Here is a 20,660-nt window from a genome sequence, read left to right on the forward strand (position 1 = left end):
ATCCGCATGAGTTCACCAGAAACCTCGATCGCCAGAAATGGTTCGGAAATTGCCATTATTGGCATGGCAGGCCGCTTTCCAGGGGCAAACACCCTTGAGGCATTTTGGCAAAACCTCAAAAATGGCGTGGAGTCCATTTCTTTCTTTACCGATGCAGAACTGCTCGCGGCTGGGGTAGATCCCGCACTGCTTCAGGATCCGCATTTTGTGAAAGCAAGGGCTGAATTAGCAGCCCCGGAAGGATTTGATGCCGCCTTCTTTGGCTTTAGCCCCAGAGAAGCAGAACTGACCGATCCGCAACACCGCCTGTTCTTGGAATGCGCCTGGTCTTCCCTGGAACATGCAGGCTACGACCCAGCCACCTATCCCGGCGCGATTGGCGTGTTTGCCGGATCGAGTCTGAGTCGCTATTGGCTCAATGTTTATCTCAACCCTGCGTACAAAGAAACCGTCGATCCCTATAAATTGGCGATCGCCAACGATAAGGACTTTCTGGCCACCCGTGTTTCTTACAAACTCAACTTAGAAGGCCCCAGTCTCACCCTCCAGACCGCCTGTTCTACCTCTCTGGTGGCAGTTCACCTCGCCGCTCAAAGTCTCCTGAATGGGGAATGCGATATGGCCCTAGCGGGGGGAGTATCGATCGGCACATCTCGGAAAACGGGCTATCGGTCTGTCGAGGGGGGCATTAGCTCTCCCGATGGTCGCTGCCGTGCCTTTGATGCCGCCGCCCAAGGAACGGTTGGCGGCGAAGGGATGGGAATTGTGGTTCTGAAGCGCCTTGATGATGCCCTAGCCGATGGGGATTGCATTCACGCAGTCATTAAAGGCTCTGCAATAAATAACGATGGGGCGTTGAAGGTGAGCTACACCGCCCCCCGGATTGATAGCCAAGCTAAGGTCATCCAGACAGCCTATGCGATCGCTGAAGTTGAACCTGAGACGGTGAGTTATATCGAGGCTCACGGTACGGCAACGGCTCTGGGCGATCCTATTGAAATTGCTGCCCTGACCCAAGCCTTTCGCAGCCAAACTCAGAAAAAAGGCTTTTGCGCGATCGGATCGGTGAAAACCAATGTGGGTCACCTAGACGCTGCTGCTGGGGTGACGGGCTTAATTAAGACAGTTCTCGCCCTCAAGCATCAGCAAATTCCGGCTAGCCTGCACTACAAAGCGCCCAATCCCCAGATCGACTTTGCTAACAGTCCGTTCTATGTCAACGCGACCTTGGCGGAATGGACGGCTAACGGCACGCCGCGCCGAGCGGGGGTTAGCTCCTTTGGCATTGGCGGGACGAATGTCCATGTGGTGCTGGAAGAAGCCCTTGAGAGAGCGTTTGTCAAATCGCAAAGAGATTGCACTGGCCCCCTAAATCCCCCAATTCTGGGGGACTTTGAAGATCGCAGCTCTACAGTTTTGAGAGAAAAGAGCACTAATGTAGGAATGCAGGTTTTGCGACTTTCGGCTAAGACATCTTCTGCGCTGGAATCAGCCACGACAAATCTAGCGAACCATCTCCGGCAACACTCTCAGCTCAACCTCGCAGATGTGGCTTACACGTTGCATGTGGGGCGTAAGGACTTTGAACATCGTCGGTTTGTGGTTTGTGAATCCCTTACGGAAGCAGCGACATCCCTAGAAAACTGCGATCCTCAACGGGTCTTCACTGGTTTTGTTGAATCCGGTGCTCGATCCATTGCCTTTCTTTTCCCAGGGCAAGGCGCGCAGTACCCCAATATGGGGCGAGATCTCTACGAGCGCGAACCGCTTTTCCGGCGACAAATTGATGACTGTGCGGAACGCCTTCAGCCCCATCTAGGGTTCGATCTGCGTACCGTTCTTTACCCTGCTAATACCGATCTCGAAGCCGCCACCCAACAACTGACCCAAACGGCGATCGCCCAACCTGCGTTATTTACCATCGAATATGCCCTCGCCCAATTATGGATGGCTTGGGGAGTGCAGCCCACTGCCACGATCGGCCATAGCATTGGGGAATATGTAGCAGCCTGCTTGGCGGGGGTTTTCTCCTTAGAGGATGCTTTAACACTTGTGGCCCAACGGGGACGTCTCATGCAGCAACTGCCCCCAGGTGCAATGCTGTCCGTGCGGTGTTCTGAGTCCGACCTCCAGAATTTGCTACCGGATCGTCTCGGGACTGAACTCTTTTTGGCGGGAAGTAACAGTCCTGCTGTTTGTGTCGTATCTGGGACGGTAGAGGCGATCGCCACACTCCAGCAAGACTTAGTAGCAAAAGAAATCGGCTGTCGGCAACTGCAAACCTCTCATGCCTTCCATTCGCCCTCGGTCGAACCAATCCTCCCAACCTTCGCCCAGACCTTACAGGGTATTTCCCTTCATGCCCCGCAGCTTCCTTTTCTTTCTAATCTGACGGGAACTTGGATTACTGATGATGAGGCGATCGATCCCCAATACTGGTGCAGCCATCTCCGGCATACCGTTCGCTTCAGTGCGGGAATTAAGGAACTGCTCGACACCTGTTCCGTGTTCCTAGAAGTAGGGCCAGGACGGACGTTAAGCACCTTTACCCAACAGCATTCTGTCTCACCCCAGCAATTGGTTTTAACCTCTCTCCGCCATCCTCAAGAAGAGCGATCGGATGATGGGTTTTTACTGAATGCAGTGGGTCGCTTGTGGCTGGCAGGGATTGACGTCAAGCCTGGAGTTTTCTACCCGGAACTCCGGCAGCGAGTTCCCTTGCCCACCTATCCCTTCGAACACCAGCGCTACTGGATTGATAGCCCCCCTACCGTTACAGGAGAGTCCTTACGACCGGCAACTGATGTTTGGACAGACATGGTGGCTGCGGGACATGGAGTAGCCCAGAGCCAAGTTTTAACGCTGGATGAACCCACCCACCGAATGCAGCGACAGACCTTGGATCGCTTGTGTGTCGCTTATATGAACTTGGCACTTCGGCAGTTAGGGGCGTTTGCCCATCCTGACGAGCGATATAGCATTGCAACATTCCTCACCCAATTTCAAATCATTCCCCGCTACCAACAATTACTCCAGCGATGGATCGCAGTTCTGGTCGAACAAGGCGATCTGCAACTTCAGGAAGGACAGATCTTCGATTTGAAGCCATTATCCCCCGAGCAAGTACAGCAGCTTGGTACAGAAATCAAAAGTCAATGGGCCGATACCCTCCACAATATCGATCTCATCCAACACTGCGGCGAAAACTTGGCGGCGGTGCTCGCAGGCAACCAAGAACCTCTGATGCTCTATACCGCAGCATCAGAGCATCGTTCAGCCAGCACGCCACCACCGGAAATCCCTTTGAATACCTGCTTGAAAGCGATCGCCCAATCCCTGATCGCCTCACTAACCCAATCCCTTTCACCGAATACTCAGCTCAGAATTTTAGAAGTTGGCGGAGGCAATGGCTTAGTGACAGCAGCCTTACTGCCAAGTTTGCCACCGGATCGCACCCACTATACGTTTACCGATGTAGGGGGATGGTTTCTCGAAAAAGCAAGGCAAAAATTTAGCAGCCATTCCTTTGTTGACTATCGCTTCCTCAATCTCGAAAAACCCCTCGCGGAACAGGGATATCTGCCCCATAGCGTGGATGTGGTCGTCGCGGTGAATGTTCTTCACGTCACCCAAAACATTGAGGCGACGCTGCAACAAGTTCGTACCTTGTTAGCCCCTGGTGGCATTCTGTTGCTTTGGGAAATGATCGCGCCGCAATTTGACTTTGAGATCGCCGATAGTTTATTGATGCATCCGGTGACCGAAGCGGGGCGAGACCAGGGCAATCCCTTTTTATCGAAGAGCCAATGGCAGACAGCGCTCTTTCAGCAAGGCTTTACCAGCGTTGAAGCCTTCTCCGAAACCGAACTCTTTGGAGAACTGATTCTCGTTGCGCGGACGGACTCTTCTCCTCGCGCTCCGGCAGCTTTTACTGCCCCAAACAGTCATAAGTTGGCTCCTACTCCACTAGAGACAAAGCCTAATCTTTCGGACTGGTTTTATCTTCCTTCTTGGAAGCGATCGCAGTCACCTTCGTTCCCTACCTCCAAACTCGATTCACAGGCAGACTGCTGGCTTGTCTTTGCAGATCGATGTGGGCTGGGTGCGACCCTAGTCCAGCGGTTGGTTCAACACCATCAGGATGTAGTGGTGGTCAATGTCGGTGAGCGGTTTAGTAGCAATCTAGAGGCAGACTACCCGATCTACGCTCTGCGCCCCACCGAACGACAGGACTATGATGCGCTGTTACAAGCCCTACAAGGATTGCACAAAATTCCTAAACAAATTGTGCATGCTTGGAGTGTTACACCCGAGGATTGGGGGGATAGTAGTCCAACTCCGCTCGAACAAATAGAAGCACTGGGTTTGATGAGTTTGACGTTTTTGGCGCAGGCTCTGGGGGAGGTCTATCCTCACGAGTCGATTGCCGTGGGCGCGATCGCCAATCAGATGCAGGCGGTTACGGGTGCTGAAACCCTGTGTGCCGAAAAAGCCTTGCTGCTGGGGCCCTGTCGGGTCATGCCCCTAGAGTATCCCAACATCACCTGCATCAGCATCGATCTTGTGCTTCCGGCAAACCAGCCTGAACTGCTGCAAACCCTCAGCGATCGAGTATTGGCAGAATTGATGACGCTAATGCCCGATGCAGTCGTAGCCTACCGGGGCCATCACCGCTGGGTACCTCACTTTGAACCCCTCCAGCTTGAGTCTGAACCATCTCCCCGCCTTAGAGAAAAGGGCGTCTATCTTATTACTGGGGGCTTGGGAGGCATTGGACTGGCCTTAGCCCAATACCTCGCCCAATCCGTTCGAGCCACACTCATTCTTCTGGGACGTTCGGAATTTCCCGATCGCCAGGATTGGGGCACTTGGCTGACAACTCATCCTCCTGACGATCCCACAAGCCAGAAGATCCAACACCTCCAGTCGATGGAAGCATTCCAAGCAACGGTACGGGTCATTCAGGCAGACGTAGCGAACTTTGAGCAGATGCAAGGGGCGATCTCCCAAATTCAGCAGGAGTTTGGAGCAATTCATGGCGTCATTCACGCGGCTGCGGTGGCAGGTGGGGGCATGATGCAGCTTGTCACGCAGGAGGCGATCGCCCGTTCCCTTGCCCCCAAAGTTCAGGGTACCCGCATCCTAGAAACACTGCTGCGCGACAACAACCTAGACTTCTTCATTCTTTGTTCGTCCCTATCTGCCTTTCAAGGATCGCCAGGGATGATGGACTACGTTGCCGAAAATGCCTTTCTGGATGCCTTTGTCCAGGAGCGAGCACATCAAAGTTCTATACCAATTCAATCCCTCAACTGGGATCGATGGGCAGGGGTGGGGATGGCTCAGGCAGTAGAGGCTCGCCATCAAAACCTGACTGGAGAACCCCTGACTGGAGGACTATCCCGCTCGGAAGGGATGGAAGTATTCCAGCGAGTTTTGAGCGCCGCCCCAATGCCTCAACTTGTTATTTCGACCCAGGATAGTTCTACCCTGCTGCAACGGGCCAAGGGGCAAAAATCCCTCGCGGAAGTTCTGGCAAAACTCCGCTATTCCCGCCCCACCCATGCCCGACCCAGCTTAGGCAAAGCCCTAGTAGCGCCCCGCAATGCAGTAGAAGAAACCCTCGCCCAGATTTGGCAGCAGCTTCTGGGCATTGAGCAAGTTGGCATCCACGACAACTTCTTTGAATTAGGAGGCGATTCCCTCTTTGCCACCCAGCTTGTAGCGCAACTCTGCAAAACCTTCCAGATCGAACTACCCTACCGTCAATTCTTCAACGCACCCACCATCGCTGAATTAGCAGAATGTATCGCTCAAGATACTTCGCGATCGCGAAAAGCAGGAGTATTTCAGTCCCTCATTCAACCTCGTCCTAAAGACTTAGCACCTTTAGCACTCTCCTTTGCTCAACAGCGCCTTTGGTTTATGGATCGGCTTCAGCCGGGAGATAGTTCCCATACCATTGCTCAAGCCGTGCGGCTGATAGGTACGCTCCAAGTCACGGCTTTGGAACAAAGTTTCCAAGAGATTGCGAACCGTCATGAAGCTCTGCGAACCACCTTTTCTCTCCAAAACGGACAGGCCGTGCAGATTGTTCATCCCCATCTCGCTCTAGAGATGATGCAAATCGATCTTCAGGATCGACTTCTAGAGGAACGAGAGAAAACCGTGCAGGACTGGGCCTCGGCAGAAGCCCATCGTACCTTCGATCTCGGTCAAGGCCCGTTATTGAATGTCACCCTTTTGCGCCTGGGTGAAACAGAGCATGTGCTGCTGCTCTCCATGCACCATATTATTGCCGATGGTTGGTCGATTAGCATTCTGCTCCAAGAACTGACGGCCCTGTATACGGCCTTCGCCCAGGGAAAACCTTTTCCACTGCCTGCTCTCCCTGTTCAGTATGCTGATTTTGCCCTATGGCAGCGGGACTGGCTGCAAGGGGAACGGTTAGAGACCCAGTTGGCCTACTGGACTCGGCAATTACAAGATCTCCCTGTTTTAGCACTGCCGAGCACTGCCCCCGTAAGAGCGGTTTGCCCTCCTGCACAACCTCCAACTCGCAACGGCAGTCGCCAGTATCACCTATTCTCTAAAGCCTTGGTGAAAACCCTGAAGGGCACCCATCAGCGGGAAGGCGTGACCCTATTCATGATCCTGACCGCAGCCTTTAAGCTGTGGCTGCATCACTATACTGGGCAGTCCGATATTGTGGTGGGCACCGACATTGCCAACCGCAATCAGGCGGGAACCGAAAATCTGATCGGCTTTTTTGTGAATCAGCTTGTCCTCCGCACGCGGATGGGAGATAACCCCACCTTTGAAACTGTACTGGAGCAAGTTCGTGAAACAACCTTAGATGCCTATGCCCACCAAGATTTGCCCTTTGACAAACTTGTAGAAGCCATCAATCCCGTGAGAGATGGGCAGCAAACGCCCTTGTTTCAGGTCAAGATTGTGCTGGAAACGCCTCAGATCAATCCCTTCACTCTACCCGGATTGACCCTTCAGCCATTGACGGTAGAACGGAACACAGTCCAGTTCGATCTGCTTTTGGAGTTGAACGAGACAGAACGGGGACTCCACAGTATTTGGGAGTACAACACCGATCGGTTCGAGCGCAACACCATCACCCAGATGATGGTGCAATTCGATCGGCTTTTGCACCACATTGCCCAGCATCCCGATGCCACTTTAAGCGATCTCACCTCTGCCCTGGCTGAAGCCGAAATGAAACAGCAGATCGCGCAAGTGCAAACCTACGAAACCACAATTCAGCGACAGCTCGCTACCTTAAAGCGCGATCGCCGCTCTACCCCAGAAAGGAGTTCCCCATGACCCAAACCGGATATAGCCCTCAGGCTCCAGGAAAGCTCCAACGCAAGGCATTGAGTTTCTCCCCAGCCGATCTGATTAAAATTGAACCCCTCTCTCCCGATAACTCTCACTTTCCGCTGGTGATTAAGCCTGCGGTCAAAGGTGTGGATTTACCCACTTGGGCCGAGATGAGCCGATCTTGGATTCAATCTCAATTGCTAGAGCACGGGGCCATCTTGTTTCGCGACTTTGCTGTGCCCTCCGTTGAGGTCTTTCAGCAAACCATCGCAGCCATCGCCACTGAAGCCATGGAATATCGCTATCGAGCCTCACCGCGATCGCAGGTTGCAGAGCGGATCTATACCTCCACCGACTACCCTGCCGATCAAAGTATCTTTCCCCATAACGAACACGCCTACTCTCCGACCTTTCCCCTCAAAATTTTCTTCTATTGCCAAACACCAGCTCAACAGGGGGGCGAGACACCGATAGGCAGCTCCCGTCAAGTGTTAGCGCGGATCGATTCAGAGATTCGCGATCGCTTCATTGCCAAACAGATTCTATACGTGCGTAACTTTGGGGATGGGTTTGGATTGCCTTGGCAGACCGTCTTTCAAACCACCGATCCAGCAGTGGTGGATGCCTACTGTCAGCAGCAGGGCGTCGAGACCGAGTGGAAGTCTGGCGATCGCCTGCGCACCCGGCAAATTGGCCCAGCGATCGTCGCGCATCCACAAACGGGTTCGCCCGTTTGGTTTAACCACGCCACCTTTTTTCATGTTTCTACCCTACCTGAGGCCATCCGCACCCCGCTACTGGCCAACTTTGCTGACCTAGACCTTCCCACCCAAACCTTTTATGGCGACGGCACAGCCATTGAGCCAGACGTCATCGAGCATCTGCGGAGGGCCTATCAGCACACCACGATCGCCTTCCCTTGGCAGTCAGGGGATATTGTGCTGCTCGACAACATGCTCGCGATTCACGGTCGTCAACCCTTTGTCGGCCCACGACAAGTTTTAGTCGGGATGGCTGAACCTTACAGCCCCAATCATTCTTTAGCCCGTGTCACAGAGGGGGAGCATTAGATGACCACCGCAACGATCCAACGATTTCGGCTATCGCTTCAACAAGAGCGGCTTTGGAACTTACAGCAAGGAGTTGTACAGCAAGGTGAACCTCACCCCTACAGCGTGCACGGCCAAATTGCGATTGACGGGCCGATCCAGCTTGATACCTTAGCCCAGGCTATCCAAACCCTCGTCCAGCGTCACGAAATTTTCCGCACTACTTTCGTCTGTCCACCAGGTATGACCCTTCCAGTGCAGATGATTCGTGCAGAAAGTTTTTTGAGCCATAACACTAACAACCTTACCCATCTGGATCCCGACACTCAGGAAACTCAGCTTGAAGCCCTGTGGCAGCAATGGATTAAACCTTTGAGTGCGGGTCTCCAAGATCTGCCTTGGCAGAGTCTTTTGGTTACGCTTTCTCCCACGCAGCACATGCTTTTGGTGCGCCTCAGTGCTCTCCATGCCGATGCCGCGACCCTCACCCAACTGGTGGCAGAAATCGGGCGCTGCTATCACGCAACCCTGGCCCATGAGTCCGCCGCAGACGACCCCCTTCAATATGCAGATTTTGCGGAATGGCAGCAGGGGCTTTTAGTCGCAACTGAAACAGCCATCGGTCAAGCGTATTGGCTCAAGCAAGATTACACAGAGTTCCACAGATTTAAGCTCCCCTTTGAGCGTTCTGAGACGCAACCGACTGGATTTACGCCTCAACATATTGCGTTAACCTTTGAGCCTGAACAAACTACCAAACTTGGGGCAATGGCTCAAACCTTAGATGTTCCTGTTTCTACCGTTTTGTTGACCTGCTGGCATATCCTACTCTGGCGCTGGACAGGCGACCCCAAAATCCGCATCGGTACAGCCTTTACAGGACGGAAGTATGCAGAACTCGAAACCGTGTTGGGAAATTTGACCAAGTATTTACCTTTAGTGCACTCCTGCCAATCCCATCAAACCTTTCTAGATGTTCTGAAAAATATCGACACTTCCCTTCAGGACATGCACCAGTGGCAAGATTGCTTTACCTGGGATTGCGCGACCAACCCCGCTCTTCCACCCCAAAAGCAGTACTGGCCCATTGGCTATGACTACCATCCCCTCACGGCAACTTCCTGTCATGGTGAGATCTCTTTTTCTTTGTTACGGCAGATTGCTTGTCTAGAGCCATTTAACTTGAGGTTGGCTTGTACCGAGCAGCAACAAACCCTCGCCACAGCATTCCACTACGATGCGAGTCTCTTCAGTGCCGCAGTTGTTCGGGAAATGGCGGCCCAATTTCATCAGCTTGTAGACAGTGCCATTCACACGCCAGAAATCCCCATTCGTTCCCTCGATCTTCTGCACAATCGTCACCAGATCCTGGTCGAGTTTAACCAAACCCCAGCCACCTATCCCAAAGAAGTCTGTATCCATCACCTCATCAGTGCCCAGGCTGAACGCTTCCCTGTTGGCATTGCTGTGGCTTGTGCCGATCGGCAGCTCACCTACCAAGATCTAGAACATCGCTCCAACCAATTGGCCCATCACCTGCAACAGCTTGGTGTCGGGCCAGAGGTTTTAGTGGGCTTTTGCGTCGAGCGATCGCCCCTAATGATTATCGGCATTCTCGGCATCCTCAAAGCAGGGGGGGCTTACGTACCTCTCGATCCCACCTATCCGAGCACCCGTTTAGACTTCTTGCGCCAAGATGCTCGGGTTTCTCTATTGCTCACCCAGCAGCATCTTGTCTCTCAATTCCCTGAAACTCAAGTCCTGTGTTTAGATGCGGATTGGGATGCGATCGCCCACCATCCTTCTGCACCCGTTACCAGTCCTGTAACACCGGATAACTTAGCCTACGTCATCTACACCTCTGGCTCCGCCGGACAGCCCAAGGGCGTTCAGATTACCCATCGCAATCTCGTGCATTCCACCTATGCGCGGCTTCTAACCTACCCCACACCCATCCATCGCTTTTTACTCCTTTCCTCCTTCGCCTTTGATAGCTCCGTGGCAGGCATTTTCTGGAGCCTCTGTCAGGGAGGGGAACTCCATTTACCCGAAGTCGGACTAGAGCGCGATCCGGCAGGACTCGTGGCGGCGATCGCCCACCATCAGATTTCCCATCTGCTCGCGCTACCCTCGCTCTATAACCTGCTCTTAGAAACCGCTCAACCCCAGCAGCTTAAATCCCTACAAACCACGATCGTGGCTGGGGAGGTTTGCCCTACTGCGCTCGTTCGTCGTCATTTAGACCAATACCCTGAAACGCCACTCTTTAATGAATATGGACCTACGGAAGGAACCGTTTGGAGTACGGTCTATCGCTGCGAAGGAGAGGTTCAGAAATTACCCAGTACTGTGTCCAGTACTGTGCCGATTGGCCGTCCCATTCCCAATGCCCAGATTTACATTTTGGATGCCCAGCAGCAGCCTGTCCCCATTGGCGTCACAGGCGAGCTTTACGTGGGTGGGGAAGGCGTCGCGAGGGGGTATTTACATCAGCCTCAGTTAACCGCTGAAAAATTTATTCCCCATCCCTTTGCTGCCGACCCAGATGCCAAACTCTACCGCACTGGAGATTTGGCCCGCTACCGTCCCAATGGCGACATTGAGTTCCTAGGACGCATGGACGATCAAATAAAACTGCGCGGCTTTCGGATTGAGCTGGGAGAAATTGAAGCGGCAATCGCCCAACACCCGTCTATCCTAGAAACCATTGTTTTGGTGCGCGAAGACAGTCCCGGAGATCGGCGGCTCGTGGCCTATCTGCGCCCGCAACCAGATGCAGACCCTAATCTAACGGATATCCTACGCCAAACCCTACGGGAAACCTTGCCCGACTATATGGTGCCTTCGATATTTATCTCGCTCAAAACCTTCCCCCGAACGCCCAATGGCAAAATAGATCGGCAGATGCTCCCCAGCCCCGATCGAGTCCAACCCGAACGCTCCCATGCCTTTGTTGCGCCTCGTACCGCCACGGAAGTAAAGCTTGGAGAGATTTGGACGGCAATCTTAAAAGTCGATCCCGTTGGCATCCATGACAACTTCTTTGACCTCGGTGGACATTCTCTCCTGGCAACCCAACTAGCTTCACGCTGCCGAGATACCTTCCACGTCGAAATCCCACTTCGCCAATTCTTTGCCGCACCCACGATCGCAGATTTAGCCATATCGATCGCTCAACAGTTGGCTGATGCTTCCGAGGAAGACGTTTTTGCCCAGGCCCTAGCGGAAATTCAACAGCTCTCAGATGAAGAAGCCCAAGCCATGCTTGCCACCCTCGAACAGGAGGCCCACCGATGAGTATTCCCCTCCCGAACATTACAGCCCTGTCCCCTGCCCAACAGGAGCTACTGCGCCAGCGATTGCTCAAGCAAAGTAAACCAGAACCCCAAGGCCACATTCAGCCGCAACCCCGTCACTGCTCCGCAGGAGCGACTCAACCCTTTCCCCTCTCCTTTGCCCAGGAACGACTCTGGTTTCTGCACCAATTTGAACCGGAGAGTACCGCCTATAACATTCCCTTGGCAATCTCCATCCAGGGCCAGCTTAATGTCGCTGCATTAGAGCAAAGTCTCAACATCGTCATCCAGCGCCATGAAATTCTGCGAACGGTGTTTGCGAGCCAAGATGACCGCCCCGTACAGGTGATTTTGTCAGAACTCTTTCTGCCACTGGATGTTGTTGACCTGAGCCATCTGAGTCAATCGCAGCAGCAGATTGAAGTGCAGCACCTCGCCCAGCAAGAGGCCAAACGTCCGTTTGATTTAGAAACCGGGCCACTGCTGCGAACGACCCTTCTGCACCTCAAGGAAACAGAGCGGGTTGCGCTGTTTACCCTACATCACAGCATTGCTGATGCCTGGTCTATGCAAGTGTTGATTCAGGAAGCGATCGCATCCTACACCGCATTGATAACGGGAAATCCGGCAACCCTCCCCGACCTGCCCATCCAATATGCAGACTTTGCAGTCTGGCAGCGCCAATGGCTTCAGGAGAATTATCTAGAGGCTCAGCTTGCTTATTGGAAGCAGCAGTTGAGCGGCACGCCTTCCCTGCTGGAGCTTCCCACCAGTCGAACCCGGCCTGCCATTCAAACCTATCGCGGTGCAACTCAATCCATTCTGTTCCCTGTCTCTTTAAGCCAAAACCTAAAAGACTTGGCACGACAGGAAGGGGCAACCCTTTTTATGGTGCTGCTCGCAGCCTTTAAGGTATTGCTCTATCGCTATACCCAGCAAGAAGACTTATGGATCGGTACCCCCATTGCCAACCGAAATCGATCGCAACTCGAAGGCTTGATTGGCTTTTTTGTGAACACCCAAGTCCTGAGGACTCAGGTCACAGCCAAAGAGAGCTTTCGAGCTTTTTTAAGTCAAGTCAAACGGGTAGCCCTAGAAGCCTATGCCCATCAAGATCTGCCCTTTGAGCAGTTAGTCGAAACCCTCCAGCCAGAACGCGACCCCAGCCGTAACCCGCTGTTTGATGTCATGTTCATTCTGCAAAATGCGCCAACCCAAGCCCTAAATTTTCCGGGACTGAGCCTGACGCCCCTCAAAGTTGAAAGCCAAACTTCAAACTTCGATCTAACCCTTGCGGTGATGGAGTCTGAGCAGGGTCTAAAAGCACAGCTAGAGTACAGCACAGATTTATTCCATGCAGACGCTATCCAGCGAATGCTGACCCATTTCCAGACCTTACTGGCAGGAATTATTGCTCAACCCGATCGGTCCCTGGCCGACCTCCCCCTGCTCACACCTGTCGAAGTTCAACAGCTTTTACAAGACTGGAACAACACCCGTCGGGATTATCCCCAATACTCGTGCATTCAACAACTCTTTGAATTACAAGTAGAGCAAACTCCCAATGCGATCGCAGTCGTCTTCGATCGCCAATCCCTGACCTACCAGAAACTCAACAACCGCGCCAATCAAATCGCCCATGCGCTGATGGAGAAAGGCGTTGGCCCAGAAGTGCGCGTGGGGTTGTGTGTGGAGCGATCGCTCGAACTCATCATTGGGGTTCTCGGTATTCTCAAAGCAGGGGGAGCTTATGTTCCGCTGGATCCAAGCTATCCAACAGAACGCCTCAACTTTATCCTCACCGATGCAGAGATCTCAATTCTCCTCACTCAGAAGGATTCGATCTCGCAACTACCCGCTCATTCAGCTCAAGTTCTTTTAATTGAGGCTATTGACTCAGAACACCAAGATAATCCTCAATCCTGCGTTACACCCGATCGTCTGGCCTATACGATCTACACCTCTGGCTCGACAGGTCAACCCAAAGGTGTGATGGTGGAGCATCAGAGCCTCATTAATGCTTACTTTGCTTGGGAGGATACCTATCAACTCAAATCCCAGGCTACAACTCATCTCCAAATGGCTAACTTTGCCTTTGATGTCTTTACTGGCGATTGGGTCAGAGCCTTGTGTGCGGGAGGCAAGTTAGTTCTGTGCCCACGGGAGGATTTGCTTGACCCCAAGGCACTCTACACCCTCATGCAGCAACAACAAGTCAACTGTGCTGAATTTGTCCCTGCGGTTCTGCGCACGCTTATGGAGTACCTGGAACAAACCCAGCAAAACTTAGGGTTTATGAACCTCCTCATCTGCGGCTCAGATCGCTGGTCTGTACAGGAGTATCAAACCTTCCGGCAATACTGCGGCCCTCAAACCCGCCTCATTAACTCCTTTGGCTTAACCGAAGCCACCATTGATAGCTCCTATTTTGAAAATTCAGACCTCACGCTCCTCTCAGATCGACTGGTTCCCATTGGCAAACCCTTTGCCAATACTCAACTGTATATTTTAGATACCCATCTCAATCCGGTTCCGATTGGCGTCAAAGGAGAACTGTACATTGGTGGTAAAGGACTCGCACGGGGATATTGGAATCGATCTGACTTAACAGCAGAACGCTTTATCCCAAATCCATTCAGCTCAGATCCAAACGCTCGCTTATACCGCACGGGTGACTTCGCCCGATCTTTACCCGATGGCAATATTGAGTTCTTGGATCGGCTGGACTACCAAGTCAAAATTCGTGGCGTTCGCATTGAACTGGGGGAGATTGAAGTTGCGATCGCTCAATCTCCTTTCATCTACCAGGCGATCGTCACTGCTCATGACGCAAGTTCCGGCAATGCCAGACTGATTGCCTATGTTGTTTTGAACGAGCGTGGGATAGAGTGCGATCGCCACACCCTATCCCAAACGTTAAGGGACTACCTCAGCCAATCTCTGACCGAGTGCATGATTCCCAGTGCCTTCGTCATTTTGGATGCCATTCCCCTCACCCCCAATGGCAAGGTAGACCGTCGGGCCTTACCCACCCCAGATAAAGCTGAGTTCGGGCTAGATCGCCCCTTTACTGGGCCGCAGACCGACCTAGAACAGGCGATCGCAGCCATCTGGCAGAACCTTTTGGGCATCGAACCCATTGGCATTCACGACAACTTTTTTGCCTTAGGCGGGCATTCCCTACTGGCCACCCGCGTTATTTCCAAACTTCGGCAGGCACTAAACGTTGACGTCCCCCTACGCTGCCTGTTTGAGTCGCCGACTATAGCCGGGCTAGCGCAACACCTCGAGCAATCCCTAAATACTCAAACACAAGGCGATCTTGCGGCTGTCCCCATCCCGACTATTCCTAAACGAGAGACTTATAGTCCTTGCCCGCTTTCCTTTGCCCAAGACAGACTCTATTTTCTGACCCAACTTGAACCCGATAGCCCTGCCTATAATATTCCCTGTGCCCTCCGGATCCGAGGTGCACTACAAATTGAGATCCTAAAGCGTTGCTTTACTGAAATTCAGCGCCGCCACGACATCCTCAGAACCCGATTTATCCCGGCCAATCAACAGCCGTTACAGGCGATCGAACCCAGTGCGATTGCCAGTCTTTCCGTCATCGCGTTACAAAATCTTCCACCTACAGCACAGGACGCCGAAATTTACCGCCTAGCCGAAGCAGAAAACCTAAAACCTTTCCACCTCGATCGAGACCCACTTTTGCGTCTCACGGTACTTTGCCTCAATGCAGAACATCATGTGCTGCTCTTTACCCTGCACCACATCATTAGCGATGCCTGGTCTTCTGGAATTCTCATTCAAGAATTTAGCGTCCTCTACGAAGCCTTTAGCGCTGGCAAGCCTTCCCCGCTAACAGAACTCCCGATCCAGTATGCAGACTTTGCCATGTGGCAGCGAGCATGGCTGCAAGGGGAAGTTCTAGAAAACCAACTCCACTACTGGAGCCAACAGCTTAAAGATGCACCTCCTGTCCTCGCACTACCTACAGATCGCCCGCGACCCGCTATTCAAAGTGCAAACGGTGCAATTGAGACTTTAGAATTTTCCCTTGAATTAAGTCAAGCGTTACAAACCCTTGCTCAGCAGGAATCAGCGACCCTGTATATGGTCTTGCTGGCTGCATTCAAAGTGCTCCTGTACCGCTACACAGGCCAGACGGATATTTTGGTCGGATCGGCGATCGCCAATCGCAATCGACCCGAAATTGAAGGGCTAATTGGGTTTTTCGCGAACACATTAGTGCTTCGCACGCAGCTTGCGGTAGAACTCAGCTTCAAAGAACTGCTCGGCCAAGTCCAAAAAGTAACGCTGGATGCCTACGAGTATCAAGACTTACCCTTTGAGAAACTGGTTGCCGAACTCAAGATAGAGCGAAACCTGAGCTATCAACCCCTCTTTCAAGTTGCCTTTGAATTGCAAAACCTTGCTAGCCAAAACCTTCAAATATCCGGTTTGAGCTTTGAAGTTTTAGAACCTGAAGTTAAAAATGCCAAGTATGATCTAACGCTATTCATGTCAGAAACCGATCGGGGCTTAGTGGGTTCCTGTGAATACAACACCGATTTATTCGATCGCGAAACCATTACTTGTTTTTTAGGGCACTATCAAACTCTGTTAGAGAGTATCATCGCAAATCCCGAACAACAAATTTCAACCTTACCCTTACTCCTTGAATCAGAACGACAGCAGCTCTTAGTGGAGTGGAATAATACTCGCAAAGAATATCCTAGCGGTCAAACGATTCATCAACTGTTTGAGGCACAAGTCGAACGAACGCCAGACGCTACATCCATTATTTGTGGCGATCGATCCATTACCTACCATGCCCTCAACACCCAAGCCAACCAAATTGCCCATCATCTCATTTCACTAGGTGTCAAAGCAGATAGATTAGTTGGCCTTTGTTTTGAGAAGTCTATCGAGACGATCGCTGCCCTATTGGGCGTACTCAAAGCAGGCGGGGCTTACGTCCCTATCGATCCAACGTATCCGGAAGACCGCGTCATAGGGATTCTGGACGATTCTCATTTACAGATTGTTCTGACACAGGAGAAGCTAACCCATCGCTTTGGACAGGCGATACAAACGATCTGTCTCAATGAACCCGCGATCGCCCTTCAGCCCCAGAATAACCCACCTTGTCAGTCTGGCAATCAACACCTTAGCTACATCATCTACACCTCCGGCTCTACGGGTAAACCCAAAGGCGTGACGATCGAGCATCAGTCTCTAGCAAACTTCACCCAGTCCGCCATCGAGAACTATGGAATCGCAGACTGCGATCGCGTCCTTCAATTTGCTTCCCTCAGTTTTGATGCTGCTGCTGAAGAAATCTTTCCTGCCCTTGCCCAAGGAGCCACCCTCATCCTGCGAACGGAGGAAATGCTGAGCACCATTCCCACCTTTCTGAATCGCTGCCTCGAATATCAATTAACCGTCCTGGATCTACCGACTGCCTTTTGGCATCAGCTCGTGACCGAAATGAAGCGTCTGAACCTCGCCTTACCCAAATCCATCAGACTGGTCATCATTGGCGGAGAAGCGGCTTCTGCCGAACACCTTGCAACTTGGCAGAAACTTGCCCCAACGGTTCGCCTCATCAACAGTTATGGACCCACAGAAACAACGATTGTGGCAACCACCTGGGAGTTATCGCCAGAAAGGGTTCTACCTGGTAACACGGTTCCCATCGGAAAACCGATCTCTAATGTTCAGACCTATGTGTTAGATGAAGCCTTACAACCCGTACCGATTGGAGTTCCAGGATGCCTGTACATTGCAGGAGCGGGATTGGCTAGGGGCTATCTCCATCAACCCGAACTGACCGCAAAAGCTTTTGTTCGCGATCCGTTTAGTTCAGATCCAGAGGCACGACTTTATCGCACGGGCGATCGGGTACGTTATTGCCGAGATGGCAATCTAGAGTTTCTGGGTCGTTTAGACGAACAAGTCAAAATTCGGGGGTTCCGCATTGAACTGGGTGAAATTGAGGCTATTTTGCACCAACAAGTTGGGGTTAAAGCAGCGCTAGTTATCGCCCAAGAAGAAAATGAAACGCAACGTATAGTGGCCTACATTGTGCCTGATGAATCCCTAGATACCCCTAGCTATACACAAGTTTCCCAATGGCAAACCGTTTTTGACGACCTTTATCATGAATTCGATCCGCAGCAACAGTCTGGTTTTTACGTCAAAGGCTGGGAGAGCAGTTACGACCATCAGCCTATCCCAAACGAACAAGTTCAAGCCTGGATGGAACAAACCGTCCAGCGCATCAAACAACTCCATCCCAATCGTGTCCTAGAGCTAGGCTGTGGGGGGAGCGGCTTAATGTTATTGCAGCTTGCCCCCCACTGTACCCAATACTGGGCTACCGACCCCTCTGCCAATGCCCTCAATATTTTGCAACAGCAACTCCAAAAGCTCGGCAAAAACTGGTCAGGCGTTACCTTCACCCAAAGAAGTGCGGATGATTTTATTGGGGTACAGCCCGGTTCTGTGGATACCGTTTTGATTGTTTCCGTTGCCCAGTACTTCCCCAACATTCACTATCTCGTCCACGTTCTAGAACAAGCGGTGGTAGCTTTGGAACCAGGCGGATGTATTTTCCTCGGCGATATCAGAAATCTGACGCTGTTGGAAGCCTTCTATACCGCCTTGGAATTGGAGCGATCGCCCAACGATCTCCCCCTCAATACGCTCCAACACAACATCCAGCAAAAACTCTGCCAAGAAAAGCAGTTGGCGATCGACCCCGCCTTTTTCTTGGCCCTAAAAGCCCATCTTCCCCAAATCTCCCGTGTTGAAATTTTGCTCGAACGGGGCTTACACCATAATGAACTCACTCAATTTCGCTACGATGTGATTCTTCATACCGATATAGCTACCGTGCCATCCATCGAAATCCTTTGGCTGGATTGGCAAGAGGCCCAACTTTCTGTTCTCGCAGTCCAGATATTACTTGCGACACAGCAACCAGAATTTTTGGGGATTAAAAATATTCCGAATGCACGTGTATCTTCAGCGATGCAGGCCATTCACCTTCTCAATAGGGCTACAAACTCTGCCACAGTTGGGTCGCTACGCCAGAGTTTGCAGACCGAACCGCAGGAGGGTGTCGATCCAGAACAGTTGTGGCGCATCGGTGAAACCCTTCCCTACACCATTAATATCAGTTGGTCAGCTACCAGCCGTGAAGGACAATACAATGCTCTCTTCAAACGCAATTCAGCCGCACCCGCGATCGTCAATCCCTCTGGCGATGCCTTCAACCTCCAACCCTGGCACGCCTATGCCAACGATCCCCAACAAGGTCTAGCAACGCAGCAGTTAGTGGGCCAATTGCGATCGCAGCTCAAAGCAAAACTTCCCAGCTACATGATGCCCTCAGCATTCATCTGCCTAGATGCTTTACCCTTAACCCCCACCGGTAAAATTAACCGTCAAGCCCTCCCGCTTCCCGAACGCAGCAGACCCGAACTAGAGCAAACTTTTACAGCACCTCGCAGCTCCCCAGAAATCCAGATGGCTCAATTGTGGATTGAAGTTCTTGGACTGGAACAAGTCGGCATTCACGATAACTTCTTTGAACTAGGCGGTCACTCTCTCTTGACCACACAACTCATTCTTAAAATTAAAGAAACTTTTCAAGTCGAACTTCCCCTGCGCGTGTTATTTGAATCTCCTACCATTGCTAATTTGGTAGAAAATATCCAAAATATAGCTTCACCCATTCCGCTTGTAGAGAGCAAAATTGACTTACATAGAGAAGCCATTCTAGATGCAGATATTAGACCAGAAACGCCATTTATCCTGTCTCAGCATGAACCTAATTCAATTTTATTGACTGGAGCAACAGGCTTTCTGGGGGGTTTTTTGCTCTATGAATTGCTTCAGCAAACCCAGGCAACGGTTTACTGTCTGGTGCGTTCTTCTAGCCTTGAGACTGGTCACCAAAGCATTCGAAATTGTCTTCAATCCTACTTGATTTGGCAAAATAGCTTTGAGGCAAGAATTATCCCAATTTTGGGAGACCTAGCTTTGCCAAGGCTAGGGATGACTGAGGCCGAATTCAAAATTCTAGCCAGCCAAATTGATGTCATTTATCACAACGGTGCTTGGGTTCATCATATTTACCCTTATTCAGTCCTAAAACCCGCTAACGTTTTAGGAACTAAAGAAATCATCAAATTAGCCTGCCAGATGAAGGCGAAGCCTATCCATTTTATCTCAACTCCAAATGTTTTTTCTTCAAACGGATATACGGGAGTTAGAACCGTTCTTGAAAATGAGAGTATCGATCGTGAAAAGATTTCTGAAGATGGATATGTTCAAACTAAATGGGTTGCTGAAAAGTTAATCCAAACGGCGGCTCAAAGAGGTTTGCCAGTCTCTATCTATCGCCCTGCACGGATCTCTGGCCATAGTCAAACCGGAGTGTTTAACTCTAATGATTTCTTATACAGACTCATCATTGGCTGCGTGCAAATGGGAAGTGTCCCAGAAGGCAACTTAAACGAAGATATAATTCCCATCGATTATGCCAGTCAAGCCATTGTTTACCTCTCGCGGCAGCAGCAATCCTTCGGGCAAGCGTTTCATCTGGTTAACCCTCAATTACTCAATGTCCGTATGCTGTTGGGCATCCTGCGTTCCTGTGGCTACCCTCTAACTCAAGTGACTTATGACCAATGGCGCGCAACCCTCATCGATCTTGCCGGACAGTCACCAGAGCAAACGCTATCGGCGCTGCTGCCATTGTTTCCTGCACGAACGCAACATCAAGATCGACCCCAGGCCGAGTTACGGCTGGATTGCCAAAGTACCTTAGCGGGATTGGCAGGGAGTGGAATCACTTGTCCTTCTCTCGATGAATCATTACTGAGAACCTATGTTAGCTACCTCATCCAAAATCATGCTCTAGAGCCGTCATAAATGAAACTGCTATCTACCGGAACTTTTCCCAAAGAAT

The 20,660-nt window shown here is 51.6% G+C and carries 5 protein-coding genes (1 of these 5 cut by a window edge); all 5 read left to right on the top strand.

What is annotated here, in order from left to right:
* Tightly spaced (each overlapping or abutting the next), the 5 genes in view from R6H26_RS14015 to R6H26_RS14035 form a layout consistent with a single transcriptional unit that may run on beyond the window.
* On the top strand, positions 1-10 hold the 3' end of the coding sequence (locus tag R6H26_RS14015) for a condensation domain-containing protein (RefSeq protein ID WP_404791155.1). Its footprint begins 3,695 nt before the window's first position; the window shows 10 of its 3,705 coding nt (coding positions 3,696-3,705); the start codon falls outside the window, past its left edge; its stop codon occupies positions 8-10.
* Positions 7-7,335: an SDR family NAD(P)-dependent oxidoreductase gene (locus tag R6H26_RS14020; RefSeq protein ID WP_404791157.1), complete on the top strand. Its 7,329-nt coding sequence runs from the start codon at positions 7-9 to the stop codon at positions 7,333-7,335. Before R6H26_RS14015 ends, R6H26_RS14020 begins: the two co-directional genes overlap by 4 nt.
* Entirely contained in the window at positions 7,332-8,402 is a 1,071-nt protein-coding gene (locus R6H26_RS14025; protein ID WP_404791159.1) for a TauD/TfdA family dioxygenase, read from the top strand. Before R6H26_RS14020 ends, R6H26_RS14025 begins: the two co-directional genes overlap by 4 nt.
* On the top strand, positions 8,403-11,678 hold the full coding sequence (locus R6H26_RS14030; RefSeq protein WP_404791161.1) for an amino acid adenylation domain-containing protein: 3,276 nt from the start codon (positions 8,403-8,405) through the stop codon (positions 11,676-11,678). It abuts the gene before it with no gap.
* Complete coding sequence (locus tag R6H26_RS14035; RefSeq protein WP_404791163.1) at positions 11,675-20,623, top strand: amino acid adenylation domain-containing protein; 8,949 nt, start codon at positions 11,675-11,677, stop codon at positions 20,621-20,623. Before R6H26_RS14030 ends, R6H26_RS14035 begins: the two co-directional genes overlap by 4 nt.
* Positions 20,624-20,660: the final 37 nt, after the last annotated feature.

The sequence above is a fragment of the Altericista sp. CCNU0014 genome, assembly GCF_044923475.1.
Classification (GTDB): Bacteria; Cyanobacteriota; Cyanobacteriia; order Thermosynechococcales; family Thermosynechococcaceae; genus JAAURS01.

What these genes read in the sequence shown, in the direction of transcription:
- R6H26_RS14020 (WP_404791157.1), top strand. Translation starts at nt 7, where the DNA reads ATGAGTTCACCAGAAACCTCGATCGCCAGAAATGGTTCGGAAATTGCC.
- R6H26_RS14025 (WP_404791159.1), top strand. Translation starts at nt 7,332, where the DNA reads ATGACCCAAACCGGATATAGCCCTCAGGCTCCAGGAAAGCTCCAACGC.
- R6H26_RS14030 (WP_404791161.1), top strand. Translation starts at nt 8,403, where the DNA reads ATGACCACCGCAACGATCCAACGATTTCGGCTATCGCTTCAACAAGAG.
- R6H26_RS14035 (WP_404791163.1), top strand. Translation starts at nt 11,675, where the DNA reads ATGAGTATTCCCCTCCCGAACATTACAGCCCTGTCCCCTGCCCAACAG.